General features: G+C 69.9%; 26 protein-coding genes and 2 pseudogenes. 11 read left to right on the top strand and 17 right to left on the bottom strand.

The window, feature by feature from the left end:
• Positions 1-120 precede the first annotated feature (120 nt).
• Complete coding sequence (locus tag AB0B50_RS19560; RefSeq protein WP_362332985.1) at positions 121-1,131, bottom strand: MBL fold metallo-hydrolase; 1,011 nt, start codon at positions 1,129-1,131, stop codon at positions 121-123.
• A gap of 136 nt (positions 1,132-1,267) precedes the next feature.
• On the opposite strand from AB0B50_RS19560, the gene AB0B50_RS19555 reads away from it, so the two are divergent.
• From AB0B50_RS19555 to AB0B50_RS19545, 3 genes are all read left to right on the top strand, one after another.
• Positions 1,268-2,083: an AraC family transcriptional regulator gene (locus tag AB0B50_RS19555; RefSeq protein WP_362332983.1), complete on the top strand. Its 816-nt coding sequence runs from the start codon at positions 1,268-1,270 to the stop codon at positions 2,081-2,083.
• Positions 2,084-2,233: 150 nt separating this feature from the next.
• The gene (locus AB0B50_RS19550; protein WP_362332980.1) at positions 2,234-2,965 is read left to right on the top strand and encodes a TioE family transcriptional regulator; all 732 of its coding nucleotides are present in this window, start codon (positions 2,234-2,236) and stop codon (positions 2,963-2,965) included.
• 104 nt (positions 2,966-3,069) lie between these two features.
• The gene (locus AB0B50_RS19545; protein WP_362332978.1) at positions 3,070-3,804 is read left to right on the top strand and encodes a triacylglycerol lipase; all 735 of its coding nucleotides are present in this window, start codon (positions 3,070-3,072) and stop codon (positions 3,802-3,804) included.
• A 280-nt stretch (positions 3,805-4,084) separates the two neighbouring features.
• Here the strand turns inward: AB0B50_RS19545 and AB0B50_RS19540 are convergent, their stop codons facing one another.
• The gene (locus AB0B50_RS19540) at positions 4,085-5,002 is read right to left on the bottom strand and encodes a glutaminase (protein ID WP_362332975.1); all 918 of its coding nucleotides are present in this window, start codon (positions 5,000-5,002) and stop codon (positions 4,085-4,087) included.
• A gap of 313 nt (positions 5,003-5,315) precedes the next feature.
• Here AB0B50_RS19540 and AB0B50_RS19535 point away from each other — a divergent pair, with 313 nt between their 5' ends.
• Positions 5,316-5,885, top strand: a complete 570-nt coding sequence (locus AB0B50_RS19535) for an HPP family protein (protein WP_362332974.1) — start codon at positions 5,316-5,318, stop codon at positions 5,883-5,885.
• A 37-nt stretch (positions 5,886-5,922) separates the two neighbouring features.
• On the opposite strand, the gene AB0B50_RS19530 is transcribed toward AB0B50_RS19535, so the two are convergent.
• Positions 5,923-6,516, bottom strand: coding sequence for a hypothetical protein (locus AB0B50_RS19530; protein WP_362333917.1), 594 nt, complete (start codon positions 6,514-6,516; stop codon positions 5,923-5,925).
• Between the two features lie 97 nt (positions 6,517-6,613).
• On the opposite strand from AB0B50_RS19530, the pseudogene AB0B50_RS19525 reads away from it, so the two are divergent.
• Positions 6,614-6,930: pseudogene (locus AB0B50_RS19525) on the top strand (DUF6332 family protein).
• A gap of 27 nt (positions 6,931-6,957) precedes the next feature.
• Here the strand turns inward: AB0B50_RS19525 and AB0B50_RS19520 are convergent.
• The gene (locus AB0B50_RS19520; RefSeq protein WP_362332971.1) at positions 6,958-7,248 is read right to left on the bottom strand and encodes a hypothetical protein; all 291 of its coding nucleotides are present in this window, start codon (positions 7,246-7,248) and stop codon (positions 6,958-6,960) included.
• Positions 7,249-7,395: 147 nt separating this feature from the next.
• Here AB0B50_RS19520 and AB0B50_RS19515 point away from each other — a divergent pair, with 147 nt between their 5' ends.
• On the top strand, positions 7,396-8,607 hold the full coding sequence (locus AB0B50_RS19515; protein ID WP_362332969.1) for a low temperature requirement protein A: 1,212 nt from the start codon (positions 7,396-7,398) through the stop codon (positions 8,605-8,607).
• A 6-nt stretch (positions 8,608-8,613) separates the two neighbouring features.
• On the opposite strand, the gene AB0B50_RS19510 is transcribed toward AB0B50_RS19515, so the two are convergent.
• Entirely contained in the window at positions 8,614-9,312 is a 699-nt protein-coding gene (locus tag AB0B50_RS19510; RefSeq protein ID WP_362332967.1) for a nitroreductase, read from the bottom strand.
• Between the two features lie 104 nt (positions 9,313-9,416).
• On the opposite strand from AB0B50_RS19510, the gene AB0B50_RS19505 reads away from it, so the two are divergent.
• Positions 9,417-10,010 carry a helix-turn-helix domain-containing protein gene (locus AB0B50_RS19505; RefSeq protein WP_362332964.1) on the top strand — a complete coding sequence of 198 codons (594 nt, stop codon included), beginning with the start codon at positions 9,417-9,419 and terminating at the stop codon, positions 10,008-10,010.
• 13 nt (positions 10,011-10,023) lie between these two features.
• On the opposite strand, the gene AB0B50_RS19500 is transcribed toward AB0B50_RS19505, so the two are convergent.
• Entirely contained in the window at positions 10,024-10,647 is a 624-nt protein-coding gene (locus AB0B50_RS19500; RefSeq protein WP_362332961.1) for a hypothetical protein, read from the bottom strand.
• A gap of 135 nt (positions 10,648-10,782) precedes the next feature.
• Entirely contained in the window at positions 10,783-10,968 is a 186-nt protein-coding gene (locus tag AB0B50_RS19495; protein ID WP_362332958.1) for a hypothetical protein, read from the bottom strand.
• A gap of 14 nt (positions 10,969-10,982) precedes the next feature.
• Here AB0B50_RS19495 and AB0B50_RS19490 point away from each other — a divergent pair.
• A pseudogene (locus tag AB0B50_RS19490) lies at positions 10,983-11,264 on the top strand (hypothetical protein); the annotation flags it as partial.
• Between the two features lie 340 nt (positions 11,265-11,604).
• On the opposite strand, the gene htpG reads toward AB0B50_RS19490, so the two are convergent.
• Positions 11,605-13,515, bottom strand: coding sequence for a molecular chaperone HtpG (htpG, locus tag AB0B50_RS19485; RefSeq protein ID WP_362332955.1), 1,911 nt, complete (start codon positions 13,513-13,515; stop codon positions 11,605-11,607).
• Positions 13,516-13,718: 203 nt separating this feature from the next.
• Here htpG and AB0B50_RS19480 point away from each other — a divergent pair, with 203 nt between their 5' ends.
• Positions 13,719-14,510, top strand: coding sequence for an alpha/beta fold hydrolase (locus AB0B50_RS19480; RefSeq protein WP_362332952.1), 792 nt, complete (start codon positions 13,719-13,721; stop codon positions 14,508-14,510).
• A 37-nt stretch (positions 14,511-14,547) separates the two neighbouring features.
• On the opposite strand, the gene AB0B50_RS19475 is transcribed toward AB0B50_RS19480, so the two are convergent.
• Positions 14,548-14,961 (bottom strand): arsenate reductase ArsC, encoded by a 414-nt coding sequence (locus AB0B50_RS19475; protein ID WP_362332949.1) that lies wholly within the window; start codon positions 14,959-14,961, stop codon positions 14,548-14,550.
• A gap of 86 nt (positions 14,962-15,047) precedes the next feature.
• On the opposite strand from AB0B50_RS19475, the gene AB0B50_RS19470 reads away from it, so the two are divergent.
• Together AB0B50_RS19470 and arsB are read left to right on the top strand one after the other, a co-directional pair.
• Complete coding sequence (locus tag AB0B50_RS19470) at positions 15,048-15,359, top strand: metalloregulator ArsR/SmtB family transcription factor (protein ID WP_362332946.1); 312 nt, start codon at positions 15,048-15,050, stop codon at positions 15,357-15,359.
• A complete protein-coding gene (arsB, locus tag AB0B50_RS19465) occupies positions 15,359-16,432 on the top strand; it encodes an ACR3 family arsenite efflux transporter (RefSeq protein WP_362332943.1) in 1,074 nt (357 codons plus the stop codon). Before AB0B50_RS19470 ends, arsB begins: the two co-directional genes overlap by 1 nt.
• Positions 16,433-16,457: 25 nt before the next feature.
• On the opposite strand, the gene AB0B50_RS19460 is transcribed toward arsB, so the two are convergent.
• From AB0B50_RS19460 to AB0B50_RS19425, 8 genes are all read right to left on the bottom strand, one after another.
• Positions 16,458-16,820, bottom strand: a complete 363-nt coding sequence (locus AB0B50_RS19460) for a hypothetical protein (RefSeq protein WP_362332940.1) — start codon at positions 16,818-16,820, stop codon at positions 16,458-16,460.
• A gap of 50 nt (positions 16,821-16,870) precedes the next feature.
• Positions 16,871-17,203: a metalloregulator ArsR/SmtB family transcription factor gene (locus tag AB0B50_RS19455; RefSeq protein WP_362332937.1), complete on the bottom strand. Its 333-nt coding sequence runs from the start codon at positions 17,201-17,203 to the stop codon at positions 16,871-16,873.
• A 50-nt stretch (positions 17,204-17,253) separates the two neighbouring features.
• Positions 17,254-18,018: a response regulator transcription factor gene (locus AB0B50_RS19450; protein ID WP_362332934.1), complete on the bottom strand. Its 765-nt coding sequence runs from the start codon at positions 18,016-18,018 to the stop codon at positions 17,254-17,256.
• Between the two features lie 4 nt (positions 18,019-18,022).
• Positions 18,023-18,853, bottom strand: a complete 831-nt coding sequence (pstB, locus tag AB0B50_RS19445; RefSeq protein ID WP_362332932.1) for a phosphate ABC transporter ATP-binding protein PstB — start codon at positions 18,851-18,853, stop codon at positions 18,023-18,025.
• A 7-nt stretch (positions 18,854-18,860) separates the two neighbouring features.
• Complete coding sequence (gene pstA, locus AB0B50_RS19440) at positions 18,861-19,763, bottom strand: phosphate ABC transporter permease PstA (RefSeq protein WP_362332929.1); 903 nt, start codon at positions 19,761-19,763, stop codon at positions 18,861-18,863.
• Positions 19,760-20,710 (bottom strand): phosphate ABC transporter permease subunit PstC, encoded by a 951-nt coding sequence (gene pstC / locus AB0B50_RS19435; protein ID WP_362332926.1) that lies wholly within the window; start codon positions 20,708-20,710, stop codon positions 19,760-19,762. Before pstC ends, pstA begins: the two co-directional genes overlap by 4 nt.
• A gap of 3 nt (positions 20,711-20,713) precedes the next feature.
• Positions 20,714-21,667 (bottom strand): PstS family phosphate ABC transporter substrate-binding protein, encoded by a 954-nt coding sequence (locus AB0B50_RS19430; RefSeq protein WP_362332923.1) that lies wholly within the window; start codon positions 21,665-21,667, stop codon positions 20,714-20,716.
• A gap of 184 nt (positions 21,668-21,851) precedes the next feature.
• Positions 21,852-22,799 carry an MBL fold metallo-hydrolase gene (locus tag AB0B50_RS19425; protein ID WP_362332920.1) on the bottom strand — a complete coding sequence of 316 codons (948 nt, stop codon included), beginning with the start codon at positions 22,797-22,799 and terminating at the stop codon, positions 21,852-21,854.
• Positions 22,800-22,924: the final 125 nt, after the last annotated feature.

Below are 22,924 nucleotides of genomic sequence, written 5' to 3'. Positions count from 1 at the left end.
TGGGGAGGGTTGACCGCGCCGGGCGGAATTCACGCCTCTTGCGTGCTGTGCTCCGACTTACGTGCTGTGCTCCGACGTACCGTGCTCCGACTTCGGCACCGGCGGCGCCGTGCGGCAGAGTCATCGTTCCCAGACGTCCTCCGAGGCCCTTCCCTCGTCGGCCCGCACAAAGGGACGATTGAGATGCGCCGTGGCCAGCAGGGCACGCTGCTGTCGCGCCTCCGTGAGCAGCCGCTCCCTGCTGCGCCGAGCCGTTTCCTTGTCCCGTTCGAAGGCGTAGGCCACCGCCGGGTTCGCCAGCTGGACCGCGTGCACCAGCGCGTCCCCCGTGACCATGATTCGCCGTGAGCCGCCCTCCACGAGGACCGACTGGTGCCCGGCCGTGTGGCCGGGAGTCGGGACAAGGGTCACCAGACCGCTCGGCCCCTTCCCGCCCCCGTCCCCGCTCCCGCCTCCACCTCTACCTCCGCCTCCCAACAGCCTTGTCCGGCCGTCGACTTCCTCCAGCAGCCCCGCCGCGCGCAGCGGAGCGACCACGTACGACATCGCGCTGTCGCCCTCCCCCAATGAGGCCACCTCACGGCGCTGGACGATGTGCCGGGCTCCCGGGAACATCGGTGTCCCGTCCGGCCCCACAGCCCAGCCGTAGTGGTCCTCGTGCAAGTGGGTCAGGACGACGGTGTCCACGTCGCCGACACCGACGCCCGCCTCCCTGAGCACCTCCGGCAGGTGGCCCGGCACGGGTGCCCACCCCGAAGCCGGGCTGCCCGCGGGGCCGATCCCCGTGTCGACCAGCGTCACGCGGCCGCCCGGCCTGCGGATCGCGTAGCAACGGAAGTCCAACTCCCATGTGTCGTCAGGACCGAACGCCGCCGGGTCGATCCGCTGGGCCCGCTCCCAGTCGGCCGCCGTGGCTCCGGTGAAGTGATCCTGCCGCTTGCCGGGAAACGGCCCGTGCGCGTCCAGCAGCGCGAGCACCTCGAACGCCCCTGCCCGCCGGGCGATCACCCGCGACCGCCGGCCGGCCGCCGCCCTCGCCGTGCCGCCGTCCGCCAGAACGTTCCCCCACCCCGCGAGGGCAGCGGCTCTCGCCGCTCCCCGGAGCACGTCCCGTCGATCCCACCCGCTCATCGGTGTCCTCCTCGGCCTTCCGCCATGGGTTCCTCCCACGAGAGACTGCCGGTCAACTGCGCGCCGACGCTTGTAAGTTCTTGCTCACTGCGCATCGCCGAGCGCAAGGCAGCCGAGAGGGAGGAAGGACGCGGTCATGCCGGTCGAACGCCAGACCTTTCTCCGCACCGACGACATCCTCCTGGCGGACGTACGGTGCGGTGGCGCGCCGAAGGGCTGGACGCCGCCGCGCCCAGCGACCGTCTTCGGTCTGGTCATGGTCCGTCGCGGTCTGGTGCGCGGACGGATCCAAGGCGTCGAACAGCTCCTCGACCCGGCCAGCGTGTACGTGGAACGCCTCGGCAGCGAGCAGCAGTTCGCGCACCCCTGCGGCGACGACGTCTACACGGAGATCGTCCTGTCCGAGCCGCAGGTCGCCGATCTGCTGGGCGGTGACCCGACCGTCCCCGAGGGCCTGGTCTTCACCACACCTCGGCTCGCCCTGGCGCACCGCCTCCTGCTCACCCGCGCGCGTACGGAGGCGGACGCCTTCGAGCTGACCGAACGCACCACCGCGGTCGCCGCCCGCATCCTCTCCCAGCTGGCCCCGGCCCGCGTCGCGAGCGGCCACCCCCGTTCGGCCAGGACGCGCCGCCGCCTGGTCGACGACACCCGCGCGGCCCTCGGCACCGGCGTCCCCCAGAGCCTCACCTCCCTGGCCCGTGCCGTCGGCTGCTCACCCCACCATCTCAGCCGCGTCTTCAGTACGGAGACCGGCACCACCCTCACCCGCTACCGCAACCGGCTCCGCCTCGCCCACGCCCTGGAACGCCTCGCCGAAGGCGAACGCGACCTCGCCCTCCTCGCCCATGACTTGGGCTTCAGCGACCAGTCCCACCTCACCCACACCCTCCGCCACGCAACCGGCCACCCTCCGGGTCATCTGCGCACACTGCTGGGCCCGCCCTCCTGACCGGGCAGCAGTGATTCGGGGCGGTGCGCCGTCCAGCGTGTCGCCATCAAGAACCTGCACCGGGGGCCATGAGCCTCGATCACACCCCGAATTTCTCGTTGAGATCTTCACCGCTTTCGCCCCGCAGCGGTGCTGTAAAGTCTCAAATCGATGATCACTATGAGGCCGACCGACCTCGCGCGTGAGCACGGCATCTCCACCCAGGCCGTCCGCAACTACGAGCGCGACGGGTTCATCCCGCCCGCCGAGCGCACCCACAGCGGGTACCGCATCTACACCGAGTTGCACGCGGCGGCGCTGCGTGCCTTCCTCGCCCTCGTGGCGGCGTACGGGCACGCCGCCGGCGGCCGGATCATGACCTCGATCCACGACGACGCGCTCGACGCCGCCCTGGCGGTCATCGACCAGGGGCACAGCCAACTGCTCCGCGACCGGGAGACCCTCGCCTCGGTGCGGGAAGCCGTGGACCACCTGACGGCGGCGTCCGGCGCCGTTCAGGACCGCTCGGGCGGGTCCGACACCCGCAGCGTCGGCGAGCTCGCCCACCAGCTCCGCGTCACACCGGCGACGTTGCGCAAATGGGAAGCCACCGGCATCCTCGCCCCCGCCCGCGACCCCGCCACCGGATACCGCGTCTACCGCGCGAACGACATCCGCGACGCCGAACTCGCCCACCTGCTCAGACGCGGGGGCTATCCGCTGGAGCACATCTCCGCCGTCGTCCAGCAGATCCGGACCGCCGGCGGCACCGACGCACTGTCCGGTGCGCTGGACGACTGGCACCGCAAGGTGACCGCACGGGGCATCGCCATGCTCGACGCGGCCACCCCTCTCAGCCGCTATCTGCACATGCGCAACCGCACTGCAGAACACGGGAGTTGACCTCTTCCCACCTCTGTTCTTCTTACGGCCCCGCCCTCACAATCACCTCCGTACCCGCGCGTAACCCCAGGGTCGCCCCAGGGTCATGCCGCAATCCCAGAGTCATGCCGGACGAGGTGGTCGCCGTGTCGATGGTCAGGACTGCCCGCGCCCGAATCGGCGCGAACACAATCGTGTGTCTGCTCATGGCCGTGACGGCCGTGCTCTTCGCTCCCGCCACGGCATCCGCCGCCCCGCGCGCCGCCGCGCACACCCCGGTCGTCTTCGTCCACGGATACAACGCCGACCCCGGCGTGTGGGGATCGCTCAGGGACGACCTCAAGTCCGCGGGATACACCGACGCCGAGCTCTTCTCCTTCGGCTACGACACCGACGAGTCCGTGAACGAGACGCTCTCCGGTCAACTGGCCTCGTACATGGCCGACGTACGTGTCCGCACGGGCGCGGCCCGTGTCGACCTGGTCGCGCACTCCTTCGGCAGCCTGGTCACGCGCTGGTACGTGAAGTACGGCGGCGGCGCCCCCTTCGTCTCCCACTGGGCCTCGCTGGCCGGGCCCAACCACGGCACGAGCACCGCCTGGGCCTGCGCCCTGTGGTCGCAGGGCTGCCGTGACATGACTCCGGGTTCCTACGTCACCGACCGACTGGCCGCGGGCGACGAGACGCCGGGGTCGGTGGCGTACGCAACGTGGTGGTCGAACTGCGACGAGGTCATCAACCCGGACAGCAGCGTCCCGCTCACCGGCGCGACGAACCACGCGACAGGATGCCTCGCGCACAACGACCTGTTGACGGACGACACCGTGTCACAAGGGGTACGGGACTTCCTGGTGACGTGACGGGCACCTCGCGCACTACGTGACAGGCACCTCGCGGAGCGGGTCTCCCCCATCGCTGAACACACGCCCGTCCAGCGCGCCGACCCGCAAGGCGAAGACGAGGTCGAACGGGCCCGCGCGGCGGCGCCGGGCCCGCATCCGATCTCCAGGACCCTCATGCGCGGTGCGGGCGGCAGCGCGTCGACGGCTGCGGCGAGGCGTGGGGAGAGCGCGGACATGCGCCGACGATACGCAGCGGGCCCGGCCCGAGGGAGTGGCGCGGAAGTGGGCCGCTCAGAAGTCAGAAGATGGACAGGCCCGTGAGCGTCGTGAAGCGGTCCAGCGCCGCGACGCCCGCCACCGAGTTGCCGCGCTGGTCCAGACCCGGGCTCCAGACGCAGATGGTGCAGTGTCCCGGCACGACCGCGATGATGCCGCCGCCCACCCCGCTCTTGCCGGGCAGGCCCACGCGGTGGGCGAAGTCACCGGCCGCGTCATAGGTGCCGCAGGTCAGCATCACCGCGTTGACCTGCTTGGCACGGCTGCGCGTCAGCAGGGTCGAGCCGTCGGCCCTTATCCCGTGCCGGGCCAGGAACCCGGCGGCCAGCGCGAGGTCGCCGCAGGACGCCGCGATGGAGCACTGGCGGATGTACTGGTCGAGGAGCTCAGGCACCGGGTTGGTGATGTTGCCGTACGACGCCATGAAATGCGCGAGGGCGGCGTTCCGGTCGCCGTGAGCCGCCTCGGACGCGGCGATCTCCAGGTCGAAGGTGAGCTCCGGGTTGCCGGACTCGGCACGCAGGAACGTACGCAGCGCCCCGGAGGCGTCGCCGGTCAGCTTCTGCAGGCGGTCGGTGACGACGAGCGCGCCGGCGTTGATGAAGGGATTGCGCGGGATGCCGTTCTCGTACTCCAGCTGCACCAGCGAGTTGAAGGGGTTGCCGGACGGCTCCCGGCCGACGTGCTCCCACAGTTCGTCGCCCTCCAGGGAGAGCGCGAGGGCGAGCGTGAAGGCCTTGGTGATGGACTGCGTGGAGAAGGGGTGCTGCCACTCGCCGACGCCGCACACCGTTCCGTCGAGGTCCGCGACGGCCATCGCGAAGCGATTCGGGTCGGCCGAGGCGAGTGCGGGGATGTAATCGGCGGGCCGGCCACGCCCCGGGGTGGCGTCGATCTCGGTGGCAATGCGGTCCAGGACCGGCTGAAAGGTGGTGGACACGCTGACTCGCTTTGACTTCGTACGGTGATGCTTCTGCCACACCCTACGCCCCACGGGACAGTGGACGTCCGCATGGCCGCGCGGCGGCGGGAGGGGCACCGCTGTCAGCCCCGTGTCAGCGGCCATCGGGACCCTGAGCTGCGATGACGAGACAGCGCTTCGTAAGATCCGGGGAGAGTATGCGGACATCCCGACCCAGGACGGCCGCCGGCAGCCGGGCACCTCGCCAACAGCGAAGGGGCCGCGCCGACTCCTGCCCTCCCGCCCCCGCCGTCCGGGTCTCCCGTCGGCCGAGTCCCGGAACACCTCTGTCTTGAGTACCGACGAAGCCGTCGAGGCGGCACCGCTGACGCCTGTCCCCGCCCGCCCGCGCCGCGGCCCCCGCATCCTGAGCCGCCTCGCGGGCCGCGCGCCCGCGCCGCCGCCGCGGGGGACGATCCTGCACAACGCCGGTGTCGCCACCGCCGTGATGCTGACGCTGGCCGCCGCGGGCTCCCTCATCCATGAGCCGATCCTGATACCGCCGCTCGCCGCGACCGCCGCGATCGTCTACGGCGTGCCCCAGCTGCCACTGGCCCAGCCGCGCAGTGTGATCGCGGGTCATATGCTGTGCGCCGCCGTCGGGTTCGCGGTCCTGGCCGTCCTCGGCAGCTCGTCGTGGGCCGCCGCCCTGGCCGCCGGCATCGGGCTTGCCGTGATGACCGCCGCCCGCACCGCTCACTCGCCCGCAGCCGCGACGTCCGTCGTCATCGTCCTGCACTCGCCGCATCCCGCGACGTTCGTCCCGCTCCTCGCGGGCTCCGCCACGCTGCTCGTCCTCGGGGGCATGGCGTCCTCGTACGCCCGCCGCGGCGCGCCCCGCTATCCCGTGTACTGGTGGTGAGCGCCGCGGACGTCGCACAGCAGGGCCCTCCCGGTCCTCAGACCGTCCCCGGTTCGACCTCGATGACCGTCGCCGTTCCCACGACGGGTCGGGCCTCGTGCATGGTGATCGTGTCACCGGCCTTGAGGTGCCTCCACTGCTCGGGGCTCAGGGGCGCCAACCGCACGTCGGCGGTCTCTCCGGGGCCGAGTTCGTCGGCGTACTCCACCCACAGAACCGCGACGTTCAGCGCGGGTTCCCCTTGCGCGGTGCGGTTCCCGATGTCCCACAGGGGCCTGAGCCTGCCGTCCCCGGCGAAGGCGGTCCTGCGCCCTCCTTCTTCCGTGCCCAGCAGGCTCAACCGCGCCCGGACAGTGCCGTGCCGGACTTCGCCTGCCCGCCACTCGCACCAACGGCGGCCGCGGTCGAGCATCATCTGCCGCGCGGCCTCGGCGAGAACCTTCCAGGACTCCGCGGGCACGGGGTGGACGTCCCCGATCTCGACGAGAAGGCCGAACGCCGACTCCCATGCCTGGCGCCCGATCTCCTCGCGCACGTCCCGGACCGTCACGCCGTTCGCCGTGGCGGCGTCCTCGGGGAGCCGGTCGGCGACCTGGCGGAGGAGGGTGAACGCGTCTTCCATGGGCTGGATTCTCTCCTGAGCTGCTGAACTGCCTTGCGGCGGTGGGCACGGGCGTGCGAACGCAGTCCAGGTCATACGATCTTTCGTCGCCTACGATGCTGTGTCCATGGGGACAACACAGCGCAGCCGGGCCGTACGGGACGAGATCACGGTCGAGATCTGTTATGCGCTGCTCAGTGCGGCCTTCCTGGCCGCCGTGGTGTTCGGGCGATCGCGGGGCCGACCGCGGTGTGGTCCCTGCCTCCCCGGGTCGACACCTTCTTGTTCGTCGCGGGGGCCGCGCTGGCCTGCGTACTCGCCGTGATCCGTGTCGTCCACGTCCTGTGGCGGTTCGCCGGGCGGCGCCGACCGCGTGCGACGCGGCGATGGAGGACGACGGAGCGAGGCGAGGGACGGGGCCCGCGTGGGACCCCGTCCGCATGATGCGCCGGCGCTCGGCCGTGCGGCCGCTCAGTCGAACGGGCTCGGGTCGAAGAAGATCGTGCACAGCGGGGCCTTGAGGGACTGGCTCCAGGAGCACGAGGCGACTTCCGTATCCCTGATCTTCGTCCAGACCCCCTTCTTCAGCTCGAACTTCTTGCCACCACGGTCCTGGAAGTGGACCCAGTAGGAGCCGGAGTTGAAGGTCAGCGCGTCGGTGTCCTTCTTGTTCTTGCTGTGCCCGCCCGAGGCCTTCAGGCTCGACTGCTTGCAGCTGGCGTACTTCCACTCCTTGTCCGGCCCGCTGCCCCAGTTCCACACGTCGCAGTGACGGGCGCCCGGAGGACGTCCGCACGAGTCATGACAACCGCGACAGGTGTTCTGGTCACATGCGCGGGCTGCGGGGCGCTCGGTTGTGGGTGAACCTGAGATGGTCCACGGCCGATCGGAAGAAGGGCTGGCACAGTGATGGACCAGGAGGCCGACGCAGGGGCGGGCCATGGCCAGCGGGTGACCGTCCTGTCGCGGATGCGGGCCCGGCGGCGCGACGAGCCCCACCGGGCGGCGACGCCGCTGGAGCTCTTCTTCGACCTGTGCTTCGTGGTCGCGGTGGCGCAGGCGGGAGCTCGCCTGGTGCACGCCGTGGCCGAGGGCGACCCGGGGCACGGCGTCACCGGCTACCTCCTCGTGTTCTTCGCGATCTGGTGGGCCTGGGTGAACTTCACCTGGTTCGCCTCCGCCTACGACTGCGACGACGTGCCCTACCGACTCGCCACGCTGGTGCAGATCGCCGGCGTCCTGGTGCTGGCCGCCGGAATCCCGCGCGCCTTCGAGAACGCCGACTACACGGTCGCGGTCATCGGCTATCTGATCATGCGCGTCGCGCTCACCTTCCAGTGGCTGCGCGCCGCCCGCGGGGAGTCCGGTGCCGCGCGGCAGGCGACCTTGCGCTACGCGGGCGGGCTCGTCCTCGTACAGGTCGGCTGGGTGGTGCTGCTTCTGCTGCCGGACGCCGCATGGACGTGGGGGTTCGCGCCGCTGGTCCTCGCCGAACTGGCGGTGCCGGCCTTCGCGGAGCGGGCGCACGAGACGCCCTGGCACCCGCATCACATCGCCGAGCGGTACGGGCTGTTCACGATCATCATGCTCGGCGAGACCATCGCCGCGGCCACCGTGGCCGTCCAGTCGGCCCTCGACGAGTCGGCGGTCCTCGACGAACTGCTGCCGATCGCGGCCGGCGGACTGCTCATCGTCTTCGCCGCGTTCTGGATCTACTTCGCCACCCCGATCCACGAGTACCTGGAATCGGACCGGCAGGCATTCCTGTGGGCCTACGGGCATTACGTGATCTTCGGCTCCGCGGCCGCGATCGGCGCGGGCATCGAGGTCGCCGTCGAACAGGTCACGCACCACGCCCACATCTCGACGCTCGCGGCGTCCTTCGCGGTGACCGCCCCCACCGCGCTGTTCATGATCACGGTGTGGCTGGTGCACACCCGCCACTTCAAGCGCGGCGCCGCCCAGCACCTCGTGCTCCCGGCCGGTGCCGTACTGGTTCTGGCGGCCACCTTCGCGGGCCACTGGGCGGTGCCGCTGGCGGGTCTGGCGGCGGCGTGCACCGTGGCCGTCGGGGTGTTCCTCGCCGCCAGGGAGGCTCCGGCCGACGCTCGAACCGCCTAGGGGTGGCTAGTGGTGGAAGGCCGTGGTCGCGTCGAGTGCGGCGCGACCGGTCGTCACCCGGTTCACCGGCGCGGTCTCGTCGGCATAGCCGAAGGAGATGCCGACGAGCAGCTTGCCCGCGGTGATGCCGAGCTCGCCCCGGACGGTGTCGGCGTAGAAGCTGAGCAGTCCCTGCGGGCAGCTGTCCACGCCGTACGCGGTCATCGCCAGGAGCAGGGTCTGCAGGTAGCCGCCGACGTCGGCGGCCAGCCGTGTGCCGCCGTCACCGGTGACGAACAGGAACGCGGCGTGGGGCGCGCCGTAGAAACGCAGGCTCTCCGCGTCGTAGGCCGCACGTGCCGCGTCGTCGTCGGGGCCGATGCCCAGCGCTCCGTACAGCTCGGCTCCGAATGCGGCCCGGCGCATCCGGTGCACTCGCGCGTACATGTCCTCGGAGTACGGAAGGTCCACGGAGGTGCGCTTCTCGGCGTGGGCCGCCTGCAGGGCATTCGCCAGGCGCTCGCGGGGTGCGCCGCTCACCACCTCCACCTGCCACGGCTGCGCGTTGGAGTTGGACGGGGCGGCGCCTGCCAGCGAGAAGATCGCGCGCATCGTCTCCTCGGGCACGGGGTCGGGGCGGAAGGCGCGGGTCGCGTGACGGCCGCGTATCAGCTTCTCCGCGGAGCCGCTCAGTTCGGTGGAGTTGATGGGGGCCGGCCTTTTCATGGAGCGCTCCTCAGCGACGACATACGTAAACGCAATCGTTTACTTGGCGAGGCCACTCTAGACAGCCACTCCCGCCGAAGTAAACGCGTACGTATACTTGCGTCATGGGCACGACGACTACGACACCTCGACGGCCGGGACGCGGAGGCCGGGAGCGCATCCTGGCTGCCGCCACCCGGTTGTTCGCGGCACAGGGGATCAACGCGACCGGCATGGAACAGGTCGCGGAGCAGGCGCCGGTGTCCAAGCGGACGCTCTACGCGCACTTTCGGACCAAGGACGAGCTGGTCATCGCCCACCTGCGGGAACTCGCGTCGTCCGACGCCACCTTGGAGAGCGTGCTGACCCGCGAGGACATCCCTCCACGGGAGCGGATCCTCGCCATGTTCGACCAGCCCGCGGCGGATGCGGCTCCGGTGCGCGGATGCCCGTTCATCGATGCCGCCGCGGAGTTCCCCGACCCGCAGAGCGCGGCCCACTCCTACGCGCGCGAGCAGAAGCTGCGGATGGTGCAGCTGGTCACCGCGTTGGCGAGGGAGCTGGGCTGCCGGGAACCCGACGCACTCGCCGAACAGCTGGCCACCCTCGCGGACGGCGCGGCCAGTCGCGCCATGGTGCTGGACGATGCGGACTACGGCCGCCACGCACGGGCGGCAGCGGAGATCCTCCTCGAACGCGCTCTACCCAGCACGAGCTGACGAAGGGCTCCGGTCACTCGGCGGCGCGCCGCAAGGCCTCGTGCTGCTTCTCGGCGGCTTCGGCCGCCACCGGGCCCGGCTCTCCCGCGAGGAGGTACGTCGCGAACGTGCCTCCGGTCCGCACCACCGTGACGCTGTTGCCCTTGCCGTCGGGTGCCTCCGCATTGGTCAGCACGTACGCGATGGAGTCGTCGCCCGCAGAGACGGGAGGGAGTGGGTCCACGGTGAATCCGTAGGACCAGCCGCGCTTCGAAGTGGCCCTGAACTCGGTGCACTTGGCGCGGGCCTCCTTCAGCTCGCGCATCCACGCCTCGGCATCGTCAGGAGTGTGGCTCGACAGCGTCAGACTCCCCTCGACCGACGAACCCTTGCCGTCGAGCGTGGCCCACACCATCGCCTCGCGCGCGTGCCGGGGACGGACACTCATCACGTCGACTATGGGCCGGCACGCGGGCTCGTCCACGGTGACGACGTCCTGCTTCTCCAGCAGCGGCTCGCTCTGGGGCTTGGCGGTGAAACCGGGGAGGCCCTCGGAGTCGGGCAGCGCGTCGCGCAGGGCCGCCGCCTTGAGGGGTTCGTCGGCGGACTCCGCGAAGCCGCAGGACACCGCGGCGACGAGCGACACGGCAGCGAACATCAGTGGAACGACCTTGCGCACGGACAGCCCCCTCGTTTGGCGGGGCTGCCCCCATGCCAGGTGAAGTCTGAAGTCGAACAGTCGATGCTCGCAGGGCGGAGGCTTCTGATCCACCAAATTTCGATCACCGTTCGGCTACCCGACGAGACCCCGCAACGCCGGAACGCTGACGCAGCCGCCAGTGAGGACCGCGAGGACCGCGCCCGCCGCCGTGGAGCCGGCGAGGAAGGTGAGTCCTCCGGCGATCAGGGCGATGACCGCGGCCATCAAGAGGACGACGGCGGTGTGCACCGGCAGGAAAGGTCCCGGATCCGAACTCACGTGTTTCTCCTGGCTTCGGGCTCGCCGCCCGCTACGCCACCGACCACGCCGAGGTCCGCTACTGGGGAGAGGCCCGCGACCTGCGCGACGCGACCGCGGACGCGCTGGGACTCTGGCAGGAACACCTCGCCTCCGCGGAGCTGTCCGGGTGGGGCGTGGTCCGCTTCGAGGTCATCGATCGCGCGACGTACCACCACAGGACGGCATCGGGCACATCGGCCCACCGCCCTCAAGCCGATCCCGGATACGGCGCCGCCGCACGGAAGGGACGGGACAGGCTGCGCGAACACCCGTGAGGTGACGGCCCCCTCGGTCAGTCCTCCGCCGCCCTCACGGCCGCCTCCGGTGTCCTCGACGCGTCCACGCTGCGGGCTGCGCGCTCCGTGGCGTACTCCCGCACGGGTGCGAGCGGTGTCCCCTTCGCGGCCCTCCTCGACAGGCTGGGCATCGCCGACGAGGTCAACTCCCGTGCCACAGTGGTCGAGAAGGGGTTCACGGCCCTCGCGGCGACCGACGGGCGGACCGACCTGGCCGTACAGCAGCTGAGCGAGCTGCGCCTCGTGCCCCTCCGCCAGGACGTCTCGACGACGGACATACGCTCCCGCCCGCCGCGGAGACGTCCTGACGGAGCGTCGCTCACACGGTCCTGGCGAGCCGGTCGGCGAGCAGCTTGGCGAAGCGTGCCGGGTCGCCCAGGTCGCCGCCCTCGGCGAGCAGGGCGGTGCCGTACAGCAGCTCGGCCGTCTCGGTCAGGTCCGAGTCGACCTTCGACTCCGCGGTCGACTCCGCAGCCGACTCCGACTCCGCATCCGTCTTCGCCTCCGAGCCGCCGCGCTGTTCGTGCGCTGCCCTCAGCCCGCTGACCAGCGGGTGCTCAGGGTTCAGTTCGAGGATGCGCTTGACCGGGGGAAGCTCCTGGCCCATCGCCTTGTACATCCTCTCCAGGGCCGGAGTCAGTCCGTCGGAGTCACTGACCAGGCAGGCCGGGGAGCTGGTCAGACGGGACGTCAGGCGTACGTCCTTCACGTCGTCCAGGGTCTCCTTGAGCCAGCTCAGCAACGGCGCGTACGCACCGGACTCGTCCTCCGAGAGCTCCTCGTCGGACGGCAGGTCGACCTCGCCGCGCGCGATGGACTGGAACTCCTTGCCGTCGTACTCCCGCACCTGCTCGACCCAGATGTCGTCCACCGGGTCGGTGAGCAGCAGGACCTCGTACCCCTTGGCCTTGAACGCCTCCATGTGCGGGGAGTTCTCGATCTGCGAGCGGCTTTCGCCGGTCATGAAGTAGATCTTGTCCTGGCCGTCCTTCATGCCGGTGACGTAGTCGGCCAGGGTGGTGGGCTCGTCGCCCGAGGTGGAGGCGAACGACGCGATGTCGAGGATCGCCTTGTGGTCCTCGGCCCCGTCGAGCAGACCCTCCTTGACAGCGGCGCCGAACTCCCGCCAGAACGTGCGGTACTTCTCCGCGTCGCCCTTCATCAGGTCCTTGATGGTCGAGTGGACCTTCTTCGCGAGACGGCGGCGGATCAGCTGGATGTGCCGGTCCTGCTGGAGGATCTCGCGGGAGATGTTCAGGGACAGGTCGGCGGCGTCCACCACTCCCTTGACGAAACGGAGGTGGTTCGGCATGAGCTCACGGCTGTCGTCCATGATGAACACGCGCTTGACGTACAGCTGGATGCCGTGGCGGGCGTCGCGCTGGAAGAGGTCGTGCGGGGCGCGTGTCGGGAGGAAGAGCAGCGCCTCGTACTCGAAGGTGCCTTCCGCCCTCATGTGGATGATGTCCAGCGGGTCAGACCAGTCGTGGCTGATGTGCCGGTAGAACTCGCGGTACTCCTCGTCCTTGACCTCGGAACGCGGCCTGGCCCAGAGCGCCTTCATGGAATTGAGCGTCTCGTCGCCCATGCGGATGGGGAACGAGATGAAGTCCGAGTACCGCTTGACGATCTCCCGGATCTTGCGGTCGTCGGCGTAGTCGTAGAGGGCGTCCTCTTCGTCCGAGGGACGCAGGTGGACGGTGACCTCCGTGCCCTCGGGCGCGTCCTCGACGGTCTCGATCGTGTAGGTGCCGTCGCCGTCGGACTCCCAGCGCACGCCCGACTCCTCGCCGGCCTTGCGCGTCAGCAGACGGACCTTGTCGGCGACCATGAAGACGGAGTAAAAGCCGACGCCGAACTGGCCGATCAGCTCGGCCGATTCACCGCCTTCCTTGTTCTCCTTGCTCTCCCGGATCCGGCGCAGGGTCTCGGCCGTGCCGGACCTCGCGATGGTGCCGATGAGCCCGACGACGTCGTCGCGCGACATGCCGATGCCGTTGTCCCGCACGGTGAGCGTGCGGGCGTCGTTGTCCGCCTCGATGTCGATGTGCAGGTCGTCGGCCCGAAGGCTGTCGTCCGCGAGACCGACGAGGCGCCGTTTGTCCAGGGCGTCGGAGGCGTTGGAGATGAGTTCGCGCAGGAAGATGTCCTTGTTCGAGTAGATCGAGTGGACCATCAACTGCAGGAGTTGCCTCGCCTCGGCCTGAAACTCCAGCGTCTCGGTGCTCATTGCATCCCTTCTCTGATTCCAACGTCCGCCCGCGCAAGCGCTCTTGGTGCGTTGCCGCGCGGGCGTGATACCCCGTGGGAGTTGCCCCACCTCCACCATTGTCCGTGCTCGGCCGGGGTGACACACAATGTTGAGCACATGTTCGGGAAGTGGGCGCCCGATCAAGAGTCGTGACGCCCTACGCGAGGAGAGGATGATCGCTGATGACCTCGACACACGTGACGGTGTGGGATCGGACCGACGGCGAGGGAGTTCCCGCTGTCTTCGCGCACAGCATCTTCACGTGGGGCAGCGATGCCACGTACGGGTTCGCGGCGCAGCGGCCCCTGGCCGACCGTCACCGCCTGTTGCTGATGGACCGCCGGGGCTACGGCGACAGCCCCGACAACGCCGAGCGCAGCGACTTCGACGTCGACGCCGAGGACTTGGTGGAGGTCCTTGCCCGACAGGACGGAGGCGCGCACCTGGTCGGGCACGGCAACGGAGGCCTGGCGGCCATGCTCGCCGCGGGGCAACGCCCCGATCTCGTACGCTCCCTGACGCTGATTCAGCCCTCGGCGTTCTCCGCGGCCGCCGGTCACCCAGCCGTCAAGGCCCTGCTGCAACGGGTGGGAGAGAGCGAGGGCCTGCCGGATTCGGTGACCCCTGAGCAGTTTCTGCGCGCGTCCACGGAGGGCATCGGGATGGCGATGCCCTCCCCCACTCCGCGGCGGCTGCGCGCCGTGGCCACGTCGATGCGCGAACGCCCGGTCTGGGAGGCGGTGGTGCCCATCGAACCGCTGCGGGACGCGCCCTGGCCGACCCTGGTGATCTGCGGAACCTGGGAGGACGCGCCCGAGATGTACCGCACGTACGCGGGCGAACCGCTGATCGCCTGCGCCGAGGCCGTGGCCGACACGGTGGGCGCCCGTCTGGTCCGCGTCCCCGGCTACTACCCGCACACGCAACAGCCGGAGGCGGTCAACACCGCCCTGCGGGAGTTGTGGGGCAGCTGACCAGCCGGCCCCGCACGCCCCCCACTCCCCTGTGCCGCTACGCCGTCCGCTCCGGAGCGATCTCGGCGATCAGACCTTCGACCAGTTCCTTGATCTCGTCGCGGATCGGGCGGACCGCCTCGACGCCCTGGCCCGCCGGGTCCTCCAGCCGCCAGTCGAGGTAGCGCTTGCCGGGGAAGACGGGGCAGGTGTCCCCGCACCCCATCGTGATGCAGACGTCCGACTCCCTGACCGCGTCAACCGTCAGGATCTTCGGGGTCTCGGCGGAGATGTCGATACCGACCTCCCGCATCGCCTCGACCGCGGCGGGGTTAACTTCCGCGCCCGGATTCGAGCCCGCCGAGCGCACCTCCACGCGGTCGCCCGCCAGGTGCGCCAGCCAGGCGGCGGCCATCTGGGAGCGGCCGGCGTTGTGGACGCAGACGAACAGGACTGAGGGCTTCTCGGGCATCGGGGACTCTCTTGTCTCGCACCAAAACGATCGACGCCACCGACACTCATTCGCATCAGCAGCAACTGATGTGAAAGTATCAGCTCATGCTGACATCAGCCAACGCTGAACTGATCCGGATCATCGCCGACCCTCTCCGGCTGCAGATCGTGACCCTGCTCGCCCACGAGACCCTGTGCACCACCCATCTCGTGGCGGAGACCGGCGCACGGCAGACGAACCTCTCCAACCACCTGCGCGTGCTGCGCGAGGCCGGGATCGTGGACACGGAGCCCTGCGGCCGTTTCACCTATTACAGGCTGAGGCCCGAGGTCGTCGAAGCGCTGGCGGAGTCCTTCGGCGAGCTCGCCGAGACCGCGCGCACAACGGTCGAGACCGGCCGGAAGCGGGTCTGCTGATGGCCTCGGTCGCCTCCCGGCTCTCCACCCTCGACCGCTACCTCGCCGTGTGGATCCTCGTCGCCATGGGCGTCGGCCTGGGTCTCGGACGGCTGATCCCCGGTCTCGACGACGTCCTGGCGAAGGTCGAGATCGGCGGCGTCTCCCTGCCGATCGCGCTGGGCCTGCTGGTGATGATGTACCCGGTGCTGGCCAAGGTCCGCTACGACAGGCTCGACACCGTCACCGGCGACCGCAGGCTGATGGCGTCCTCGCTCGTCGTCAACTGGATCGTCGGACCGGCCGTGATGTTCGCGCTGGCCTGGATCTTCCTGCCCGACCTGCCCGAGTACCGCACCGGCCTCATCGTCGTCGGCCTCGCCCGCTGCATCGCGATGGTCATCATCTGGAACGACCTCGCCTGCGGCGACCGCGAGGCGGCGGCGGTGCTGGTCGCGCTCAACTCGGTCTTCCAGGTCGTCGCGTTCGGCCTGCTCGGCTGGTTCTACCTCGACCTGCTCCCCCACTGGCTCGGCCTCGGCGACGGCGATCGCCTCGACATCTCCATGGGGAAGATCGCGCTGAACGTCGTCGTCTTCCTCGGCGTCCCGCTCCTCGCCGGGTTCCTCACCCGCCGCATCGGGGAACAGAGGCTCGGCCGCGAGAGATACGAATCCAACTTCCTTCCCCGCATCGGCCCTTGGGCCCTCCACGGCCTGCTCTTCACGATCGTCGTGCTCTTCGCCCTGCAGGGGAGGACCATCACGTCGCAGCCGCTGGACGTCGTCCGTATCGCGCTGCCGCTGCTGGTCTACTTCGCCGTCATGTTCTTCGGCACCTTCCTCCTGGGCAAGGGCCTGGGCCTCGCCTACGACCGCACGGCGACGCTCGCCTTCACCGCGGCGGGCAACAACTTCGAGCTGGCCATCGCGGTCGCCATCGCCACGTTCGGGGTCACCAGCGGCCAGGCCCTGTCCGGTGTCGTCGGACCGCTCATCGAAGTCCCGGTCCTGATCGGCCTCGTGTACGTCTCCCTGGCCTGGCGCAAGAAGTTCGCCCCGTCCGCGCCTGCCTCATCGGGCGCAGTGCGCTGACACGCCGAGGCTGTGCCGAGGCGGCTCAGGCCCGGCAGGGCGCAGGGGCGGGGCCGAACAAGGCCCTTGCGCGTGCTCGGCCGTCCTCCGTGAGGCGGCAGTACATCCGCCCGTGGTGTTCGTGGCGCGTGAGGAGGCCGGCCTTCCGCAGGTGCTCCAGGTGGGTGTCCAACTGCCCCGGGTCGTGCGGGCCCAGGGCCTCCACCAGGCGGCACACGCGCACCTGCCCCGCGCCCGCCGTGGCGAGCAGGCTGAACAGGCGCAGTCGGTCGGCGTCGGCGAGGGCGGCCAGGACCTCGGCCGTGCGGATCGCCTTCGCGCGGTCCAGTGCGGTGCCGCGGGCGGGCGGGCGCCTGGTGGCGGCCGCCGGTGCCTGCTGGTTCGGCATGACCCCAGACTTCCAGCCTGACAGACGGCTGTCCATGAACGGGGACATGGTCAGGTGAGGAGGTTTCCTACGGTGCGCAGGCGCTCGGGCACGATCGCGTACCAGGCCCAGGTGCCGCGCTTCTCGCGTGTCAGGAGTCCCGCGTCCACCAGGATCTTCAGGTGATGGCTGACGGTCGGCTGGGTGAACTCCAGGGTGTCGGCGAGGTCGCAGACACAGGCTTCGCCCGCCGGGTCGGACGCGATCAGGCTCAGGAGTTGCAGCCGGGTGGGGTCGGCGACCGCTTTGAGGGAACGCGCCAGCTCCTCGGCCTCCGCACGGCCGAGGGGACGGCCGGTGACGGTGCTCTCCGAGGTATCGTCCGAGGCTCTGACAGCGCTCACCGTTGCATCGTCCACGGGGTCAGTTTACGAAGCGACGAACGTGCGGTCGATCAGGGGCAAACGAGCCGGTAGCCGAGCCCGCGCACCGCGTCGATGGTGCAGCAGCTGGCGGGAGGCTGGGCCAGGCGTTTGCGCAGGCGCCCGATGTGGACGCTGAGCGTATTGCTCTCGGGGACGTGGGAACTGCCCCAGACCTGGTCGAGCAGGGCCTCGCGGCTGACGACCTGGTTGGGCCTGGCCATGAGGCAGGCAAGGAGCTGGAATTCGCGCAGCGGCAGCATCGTCGCGGTGCCGTGACGGCGGAACTGGTAGCCGACCGGATCGAGTTCGAGATCCCCCGCCCGCAAGGGCACGGACGTCACGAGGAGCGGCTGCGGGGCGGCCGACGTGATGCCCGCGGTGGCCAGGCGCAGCAGGTCGAGGGGGCCATAAGGGCGGGGCAGGCACGCGGCGGCTCCCGCGGCGAGGCCCAGCGAGATCTCTTCCCCCTGGTCGGGCCCCGCGGCCAGCACCACCGACAGGTCGAGACGACGGCTCAACAGGCGCACGGTGGAGGGGAGTTCACCGCCGGGCAGGCCGATGTCCAGCAGGACCGTGTCGGGTCGTGTGGCGGCGGCCTCCACCAGAAGCTCCGGCAGGGTCTGGCAGACGGTGATCTCCACGGCCTTGTCCGCCAGTTCGTGCTGGACCCGTGAGAGGAGCTGCCGGTCGCGGTCGGCGACGAGGAGCCTCGGGAAGGCGCCGGGCTCCTTCTCCTTCTCGCGCCGCCCCCGCTCTGCTTCGGTTTCCGCTTCGGCGCCCGCTTCGGAGGCCATGACGTCATCCGAACCGGCCGGAGATGTAGTCCTCGGTCCGCTGGTCGCTGGGCCCTTCGAAGATCTTCTCGGTGTCGTCGACCTCGACGAGCCGCCCGTGCCGCTCGCCCTTGCCGTCGACGTCGGCGGTGAAGAAGGCGGTGCGGTGCGAGACACGGGCCGCCTGCTGCATGTTGTGCGTGACGATGACGATGGTGAACTGCGCGGTCAGCGTCGCCATCAGGTCCTCGATCTTGGCCGTGGCGATGGGGTCGAGCGCCGAGCAGGGCTCGTCCATCAGGATCACCTCGGGGCGTACGGCGATGGTGCGGGCGATGCACAGCCGCTGCTGCTGTCCGCCGGAGAGGGCGAGCGCGCTGCCGCCCAGCTTGTCCTTGACCTCGTCCCACAGGGCGGCGTCCCTGAGGGCCTTCTCGACGATGTCGTCGAGGGCGGCGCGACGGCGCTCGCCGTTCACGCGCGGGCCGTAGGCGACGTTGTCGTAGACGGACTTGGGGAAGGGGTTCGGCTTCTGGAAGACCATGCCGATGCGGCGCCGGACCTCGATGGGGTCGACGTGCTCGGCGTACAGGTCCTCGCCGTGGTAGGCGACCTTGCCCGCGACGCGCGCGCCGGGGATGAGGTCGTTCATGCGGTTGAGGCAGCGGATCACCGTCGACTTGCCGCAGCCGGAGGGGCCGATGAGGGCGGTGATCTGACGCTGTCGGACGGCGAGGTTCACCTCGCGCACGGCTTCGTAGTCGCCGTAGAAGACGGAGAGGTCCTTGAGGTCGAAGACGGAGCCGCTCGGCGCGAAGTCGACGCGGGCCGCGTCGTTCAGGGCCGTTCCGGACATGGCGGGGTCACCAGCGCTTTCCGTACTTGTTGCGGATGAAGATGGCGAGGGAGTTCATCGCGAGCAGCAGCACGAGCAGGGCGACGATGGCCGCGGCGGCGAGCGCCGCGAACTCCTCGCGGGACTGGCTGGTCCAGTTGAAGATCTGGATGGGCAGGACGGTGAACGCGGAGTTGATGCCGTCCGGGTTGAACGCGACGTACGTGAGTCCGCCGAGCAGCAGCAGCGGCGCGGCCTCGCCCATGGCGCGCGACAGGGCGAGGATCGACCCGGTGGCGATGCCGGGCAGGGCCGCGGGCAGAACCTGGCGCCACACGGTCTGCCACTTGGTCGCGCCGAGGGCGAGCGAGCCGAGCCGGATGGAGTTCGGCACGGCCCTGATCGCCTCCCGCGAGGCGATGATCACGACGGGCAGCACGAGCAGCGCGAGGGTCAGGGACGCGGTGAGGATGGTGGTGCCCAGGCCCATGCCGCGGGCGATCAGGCCGAGCCCGAGGATGCCGTAGACGACCGAGGGCACGGCGGCGAGGTTCTGGATGTTCAGCTCCAGCCAGCGGTTGTACCAGCGGGTGGGGTCCGCGTACTCCTCCAGGTGGATGGCCGCCGCCACACCGACCGGCAGGCACAGCGCACCCGTCAGGCCCACCACCCACACCGAGCCCCAGATCGCGGACTGCGCGCCGGCCCGCTCCGGGTGGCGGATCGAGGGGAAGTTGCTCCACAGGCGGCTGTCCAGACGGCTCACGCCTTCGTGGATGACGTACCCGATGAGCACGGCCAGGAAGATCAGCGCGATCGCGAGGGAGGCGAGCAGGACGAGACGGAAGGCGGTGTCGGCGGGGCGGCGACGCCTGTGGCCCAGTGGTGTGGGTGGCACGGGCTCGGTCATGACGGGCGTGGGGGCGGTCATTCGTACACCTCCCGGAAGCGGCGGACCAGCCGGATGGAGACGGCGTTCATCGCGAACGTCAGCGTGAACAGGAGCAGCCCGACGGCGAAGAGGGTGTGGTAGTCCACGGTTCCCACCGGCACGTCGCCGCTCGCGGCCTGGGCGATGAAGCCCGTCATGGTCTGCATGGCCTCCAGCGGATTCCACGTCAGGTTGGGCCGGTTGCCCGAGGCGATGGCGACGATCATCGTCTCGCCGACCGCGCGGGAGACCCCGAGGACGAACGCGGCGACGATGCCGGAGAGGGCCGCGGGCACCACGACGGTCGTCGCGACGACGCGCTTGCTCGCCCCCATCGCGTACGCGCCGTCACGCAGCGAGTGGGGCACCGCGGAGAGGGCGTCCTCGGAGAGCGACGCGATCGTCGGGATGATCATCATGCCCATCACCAGGCCCGCGGAGAGGGCGTTGAAGATGTCGGGGCCCTCGCCCCACGGCCAGATGCCCTGCAGGCGCGGGGTGAGGAACTTCAAGGCGAAGAAGCCGAAGACGACGGTCGGGATGCCCGCGAGGAGTTCGAGCGCCGGTTTGAGGACGCCGCGGGTGCGTGGCGTCGCGTACTCGGAGAGGTAGATCGCGCTCGCCAGGCCCAGCGGCAGCGCGACGAGCAGGGCGATCACTGTGATCAGCAGGGTGGCGGCGACCAGCGGGAGCACGCCGTATCGGGCGGGTTCGAAGAGCGGTGTCCACTGTGTGCCGGTGAAGAACTCCTTGGCGGAGACCTCGCCGAAGAAGCGGACGCTCGGCTCGATCAGCGAGACGACGATGCCGATGGTGGTGGCGATGGAGACGAGCGCGGCGGCGATCAGGCCGATCCGGATGACGCGCTCGCCGTGGCGGGGGCGGGAGCGTCCCAGGCGCGGGCTCCCGCCCGCGTCCGGGACGGCCTCCCTCTTCCGGGCGGGCACGGACTACTCCTTGCCGCTCTTGAACTTGTCGAAGGTGGCCTTGAGTTCCTTCTCCTGCTCGCTGTTGAGCGGAATGAACCTGGCGTCCTCGGCGACCTCGGCGTTGTTCTCGACGTAGTACTCGACGAACGCCTCGGCCTCGTCCCGCTCCAGGGACTTCTTCGAGGGGTAGATGAACAGCGGCCGCGAGAGCGGCTTGTACGTGCTGTCCTGTGCGGCCTTCACGCTGGGCGCGACGCAGCCGTCGCCGCCGTCGATCTTCAGGGCCTTGAGCCTGTCGGTGTTCTCCTCGAAGTAGGAGTAACCGAAGTACCCGAGGCCGCCCCTGGAGCCGGCCACGCCCTGCACGGTGACGTTGTCGTCCTCGCTGGGGCTGTAGTCGGTGCGGGACTTGCCCTCCGCGCCGTTGATCTTCTCGGTGAAGTAGTCGAAGGTGCCGGAGTCGGTGCCCGCACCGAACAGCTTCAGGGGCTGGTCGGGGAAGTCCGAGTCGATCTGGTTCCAGTTGTCGACCTCGGATCCGGGCTCCCAGATCTTCTTGAGCTGAGCGGTCGTCAGGCACTCGGCCCAGTCGTTCGTCTTGGGCACGACGACGGTCAACGCGTCGTTGGCCACCATGAATTCGTCGTACGTGATCTTGTTTTCCGCGCAGGCCTTCTTCTCCTCGTCCTTGATGGGCCGGGAGGCGTCGGAGATGTCGGTCTCACCCTTGCAGAACTTCTCGAAGCCGCCTCCGGTGCCCGAAGTTCCCACCGTGACGCGGACGTTCGGCTCGTCCTCGCCGAACAGCTCGGCGGCGGCCGTGGACAGCGGGGCGACAGTCGAGGACCCGTCCACCTTCACGGTGCCCGAAAGCCCGTCCCCGCTGCCGCCGTCACCCCCGCCGCAGCCCGCGAGCGTCACCGCCGTCAGCCCGATGGCCGAGAGCCCCGCCAGTCCCTTGCGCACACGATCCACGACGCACCTTCTATCTTTCGGCCCGTCAACTTCGGGCTGCCAGACGGCCGTTGGCCGCAACCGACCCAATAGATAGAAGTACGTCTATGTTAACGGGGCGCGAAGCGAAGGTGACCTGTGCCTGAACAGGGGCAGAGGTCTGCGAACGAGCCCACAGGCACACCCCGCCAAGCGCCCCGCCCCGCTACGACAGGTCCTTCTTCTCGCCGCCCGGCCGCAGGTCGACGAGCTTGTCGTCGACGCCCCGCTTCTTGAACGCCTTCACCAGGGACTTCATGTCCTCGGAGTAGATGTTCCAGCTGTCGGTGTGCACCGCGACCACCTTGCGGGGGTCGAGGTCCTTCGCCACCTTGGCCGCGTTCTTCGACGTGAGGGTCAACGGGGCGTTGTCGAGGATCGCGGGGGTGCGGGCGGCACCGGCGAAGAGGACGGCCGTGTCGATGGGGCCGATCTCCTTCTTCACGCGGTCGCCGACCTTCTCGGCGACCTTCACCGAGGCATTGTCGCCCGAGATGTAGGTGGTGGGGACGCCCTTGCCGCTGAGCACGAACCCGGTGACCTCGCCGTCCGCGCCGCGGTCCACCTCGTCGGGGCCGTGCAGCGCGGGCACCGCGGTGACCTTGATGGCGCCGCCCGAGGTCTTCACCTCCTGGGAGGTCCAGCTCCGCATGCCCGTGACGTGATCGCCGAGGCGCTTGTGCGCGCCCGGCGTGGAGAGCACGACGGGCATGCCCTTGAGCAGCGCGCGGCCCTTGTCGTCGAGGTTGTCGTCGTGCTGGTCGTGCGAGAGCAGGACGGCGTCGATCCTGCCGAGCTTCTCCGGGCCGAACGCGGGCCCCTGCTTCTTCTCCAGGCCGCTCTTGTACTTCTTCGGAGCGTCGAAGGTCGGGTCGAGCAGGAAGCGCGCGCCGCCGATCTCCAGGACCGTGGTCGGCCCGCCGACGTGCGTGGCGGTGAACGCCTCGGTGCCGGAGGCCTCGGCGCCCCCCTTCGGCTCGGTCTTCGCGTTTCCCGCGGCCTGCGCGGGCTTGGCGTCGTCGCCGTCACCGCCGCCACAGGCGGCGAGCAGGGCCACGCTCGCGGTGGCGGCGACGGCGGCCGAGGCGGCACGGAGGAACGTCGAACGGTTCATGAGCAATACCGGTTCTCTCAGGACGTACGCCGACTGGGGACGTACGCCGATACGGACGAACGGTCAGACGCCTCGGGGTGGTTGAGTCCGGCGCACCCCCAGGACGTTTTGAACGCTAACACATT

The sequence above is a fragment of the Streptomyces sp. NPDC041068 genome (genome assembly GCF_040647455.1).
Classification (GTDB): domain Bacteria; phylum Actinomycetota; class Actinomycetes; order Streptomycetales; family Streptomycetaceae; genus Streptomyces.
Note: the sequence above shows the minus strand (reverse complement) of the source record. Positions and strands in the feature narration are given on the sequence as shown.

Coding starts and splice junctions, on each gene's coding strand:
- AB0B50_RS19560 (WP_362332985.1), bottom strand. CDS start 1,131: ATGAGCGGGTGGGATCGACGGGACGTGCTCCGGGGAGCGGCGAGAGCC.
- AB0B50_RS19555 (WP_362332983.1), top strand. CDS start 1,268: ATGCCGGTCGAACGCCAGACCTTTCTCCGCACCGACGACATCCTCCTG.
- AB0B50_RS19550 (WP_362332980.1), top strand. CDS start 2,234: ATGATCACTATGAGGCCGACCGACCTCGCGCGTGAGCACGGCATCTCC.
- AB0B50_RS19545 (WP_362332978.1), top strand. CDS start 3,070: ATGCCGGACGAGGTGGTCGCCGTGTCGATGGTCAGGACTGCCCGCGCC.
- AB0B50_RS19515 (WP_362332969.1), top strand. CDS start 7,396: ATGGACCAGGAGGCCGACGCAGGGGCGGGCCATGGCCAGCGGGTGACC.
- AB0B50_RS19510 (WP_362332967.1), bottom strand. CDS start 9,312: ATGAAAAGGCCGGCCCCCATCAACTCCACCGAACTGAGCGGCTCCGCG.
- AB0B50_RS19505 (WP_362332964.1), top strand. CDS start 9,417: ATGGGCACGACGACTACGACACCTCGACGGCCGGGACGCGGAGGCCGG.
- AB0B50_RS19500 (WP_362332961.1), bottom strand. CDS start 10,647: ATGTTCGCTGCCGTGTCGCTCGTCGCCGCGGTGTCCTGCGGCTTCGCG.
- htpG (WP_362332955.1), bottom strand. CDS start 13,515: ATGAGCACCGAGACGCTGGAGTTTCAGGCCGAGGCGAGGCAACTCCTG.
- AB0B50_RS19480 (WP_362332952.1), top strand. CDS start 13,719: ATGACCTCGACACACGTGACGGTGTGGGATCGGACCGACGGCGAGGGA.
- AB0B50_RS19475 (WP_362332949.1), bottom strand. CDS start 14,961: ATGCCCGAGAAGCCCTCAGTCCTGTTCGTCTGCGTCCACAACGCCGGC.
- AB0B50_RS19470 (WP_362332946.1), top strand. CDS start 15,048: ATGCTGACATCAGCCAACGCTGAACTGATCCGGATCATCGCCGACCCT.
- arsB (WP_362332943.1), top strand. CDS start 15,359: ATGGCCTCGGTCGCCTCCCGGCTCTCCACCCTCGACCGCTACCTCGCC.
- AB0B50_RS19460 (WP_362332940.1), bottom strand. CDS start 16,820: ATGCCGAACCAGCAGGCACCGGCGGCCGCCACCAGGCGCCCGCCCGCC.
- AB0B50_RS19450 (WP_362332934.1), bottom strand. CDS start 18,018: ATGGCCTCCGAAGCGGGCGCCGAAGCGGAAACCGAAGCAGAGCGGGGG.
- pstB (WP_362332932.1), bottom strand. CDS start 18,853: ATGTCCGGAACGGCCCTGAACGACGCGGCCCGCGTCGACTTCGCGCCG.
- pstA (WP_362332929.1), bottom strand. CDS start 19,763: ATGACCGCCCCCACGCCCGTCATGACCGAGCCCGTGCCACCCACACCA.
- AB0B50_RS19425 (WP_362332920.1), bottom strand. CDS start 22,799: ATGAACCGTTCGACGTTCCTCCGTGCCGCCTCGGCCGCCGTCGCCGCC.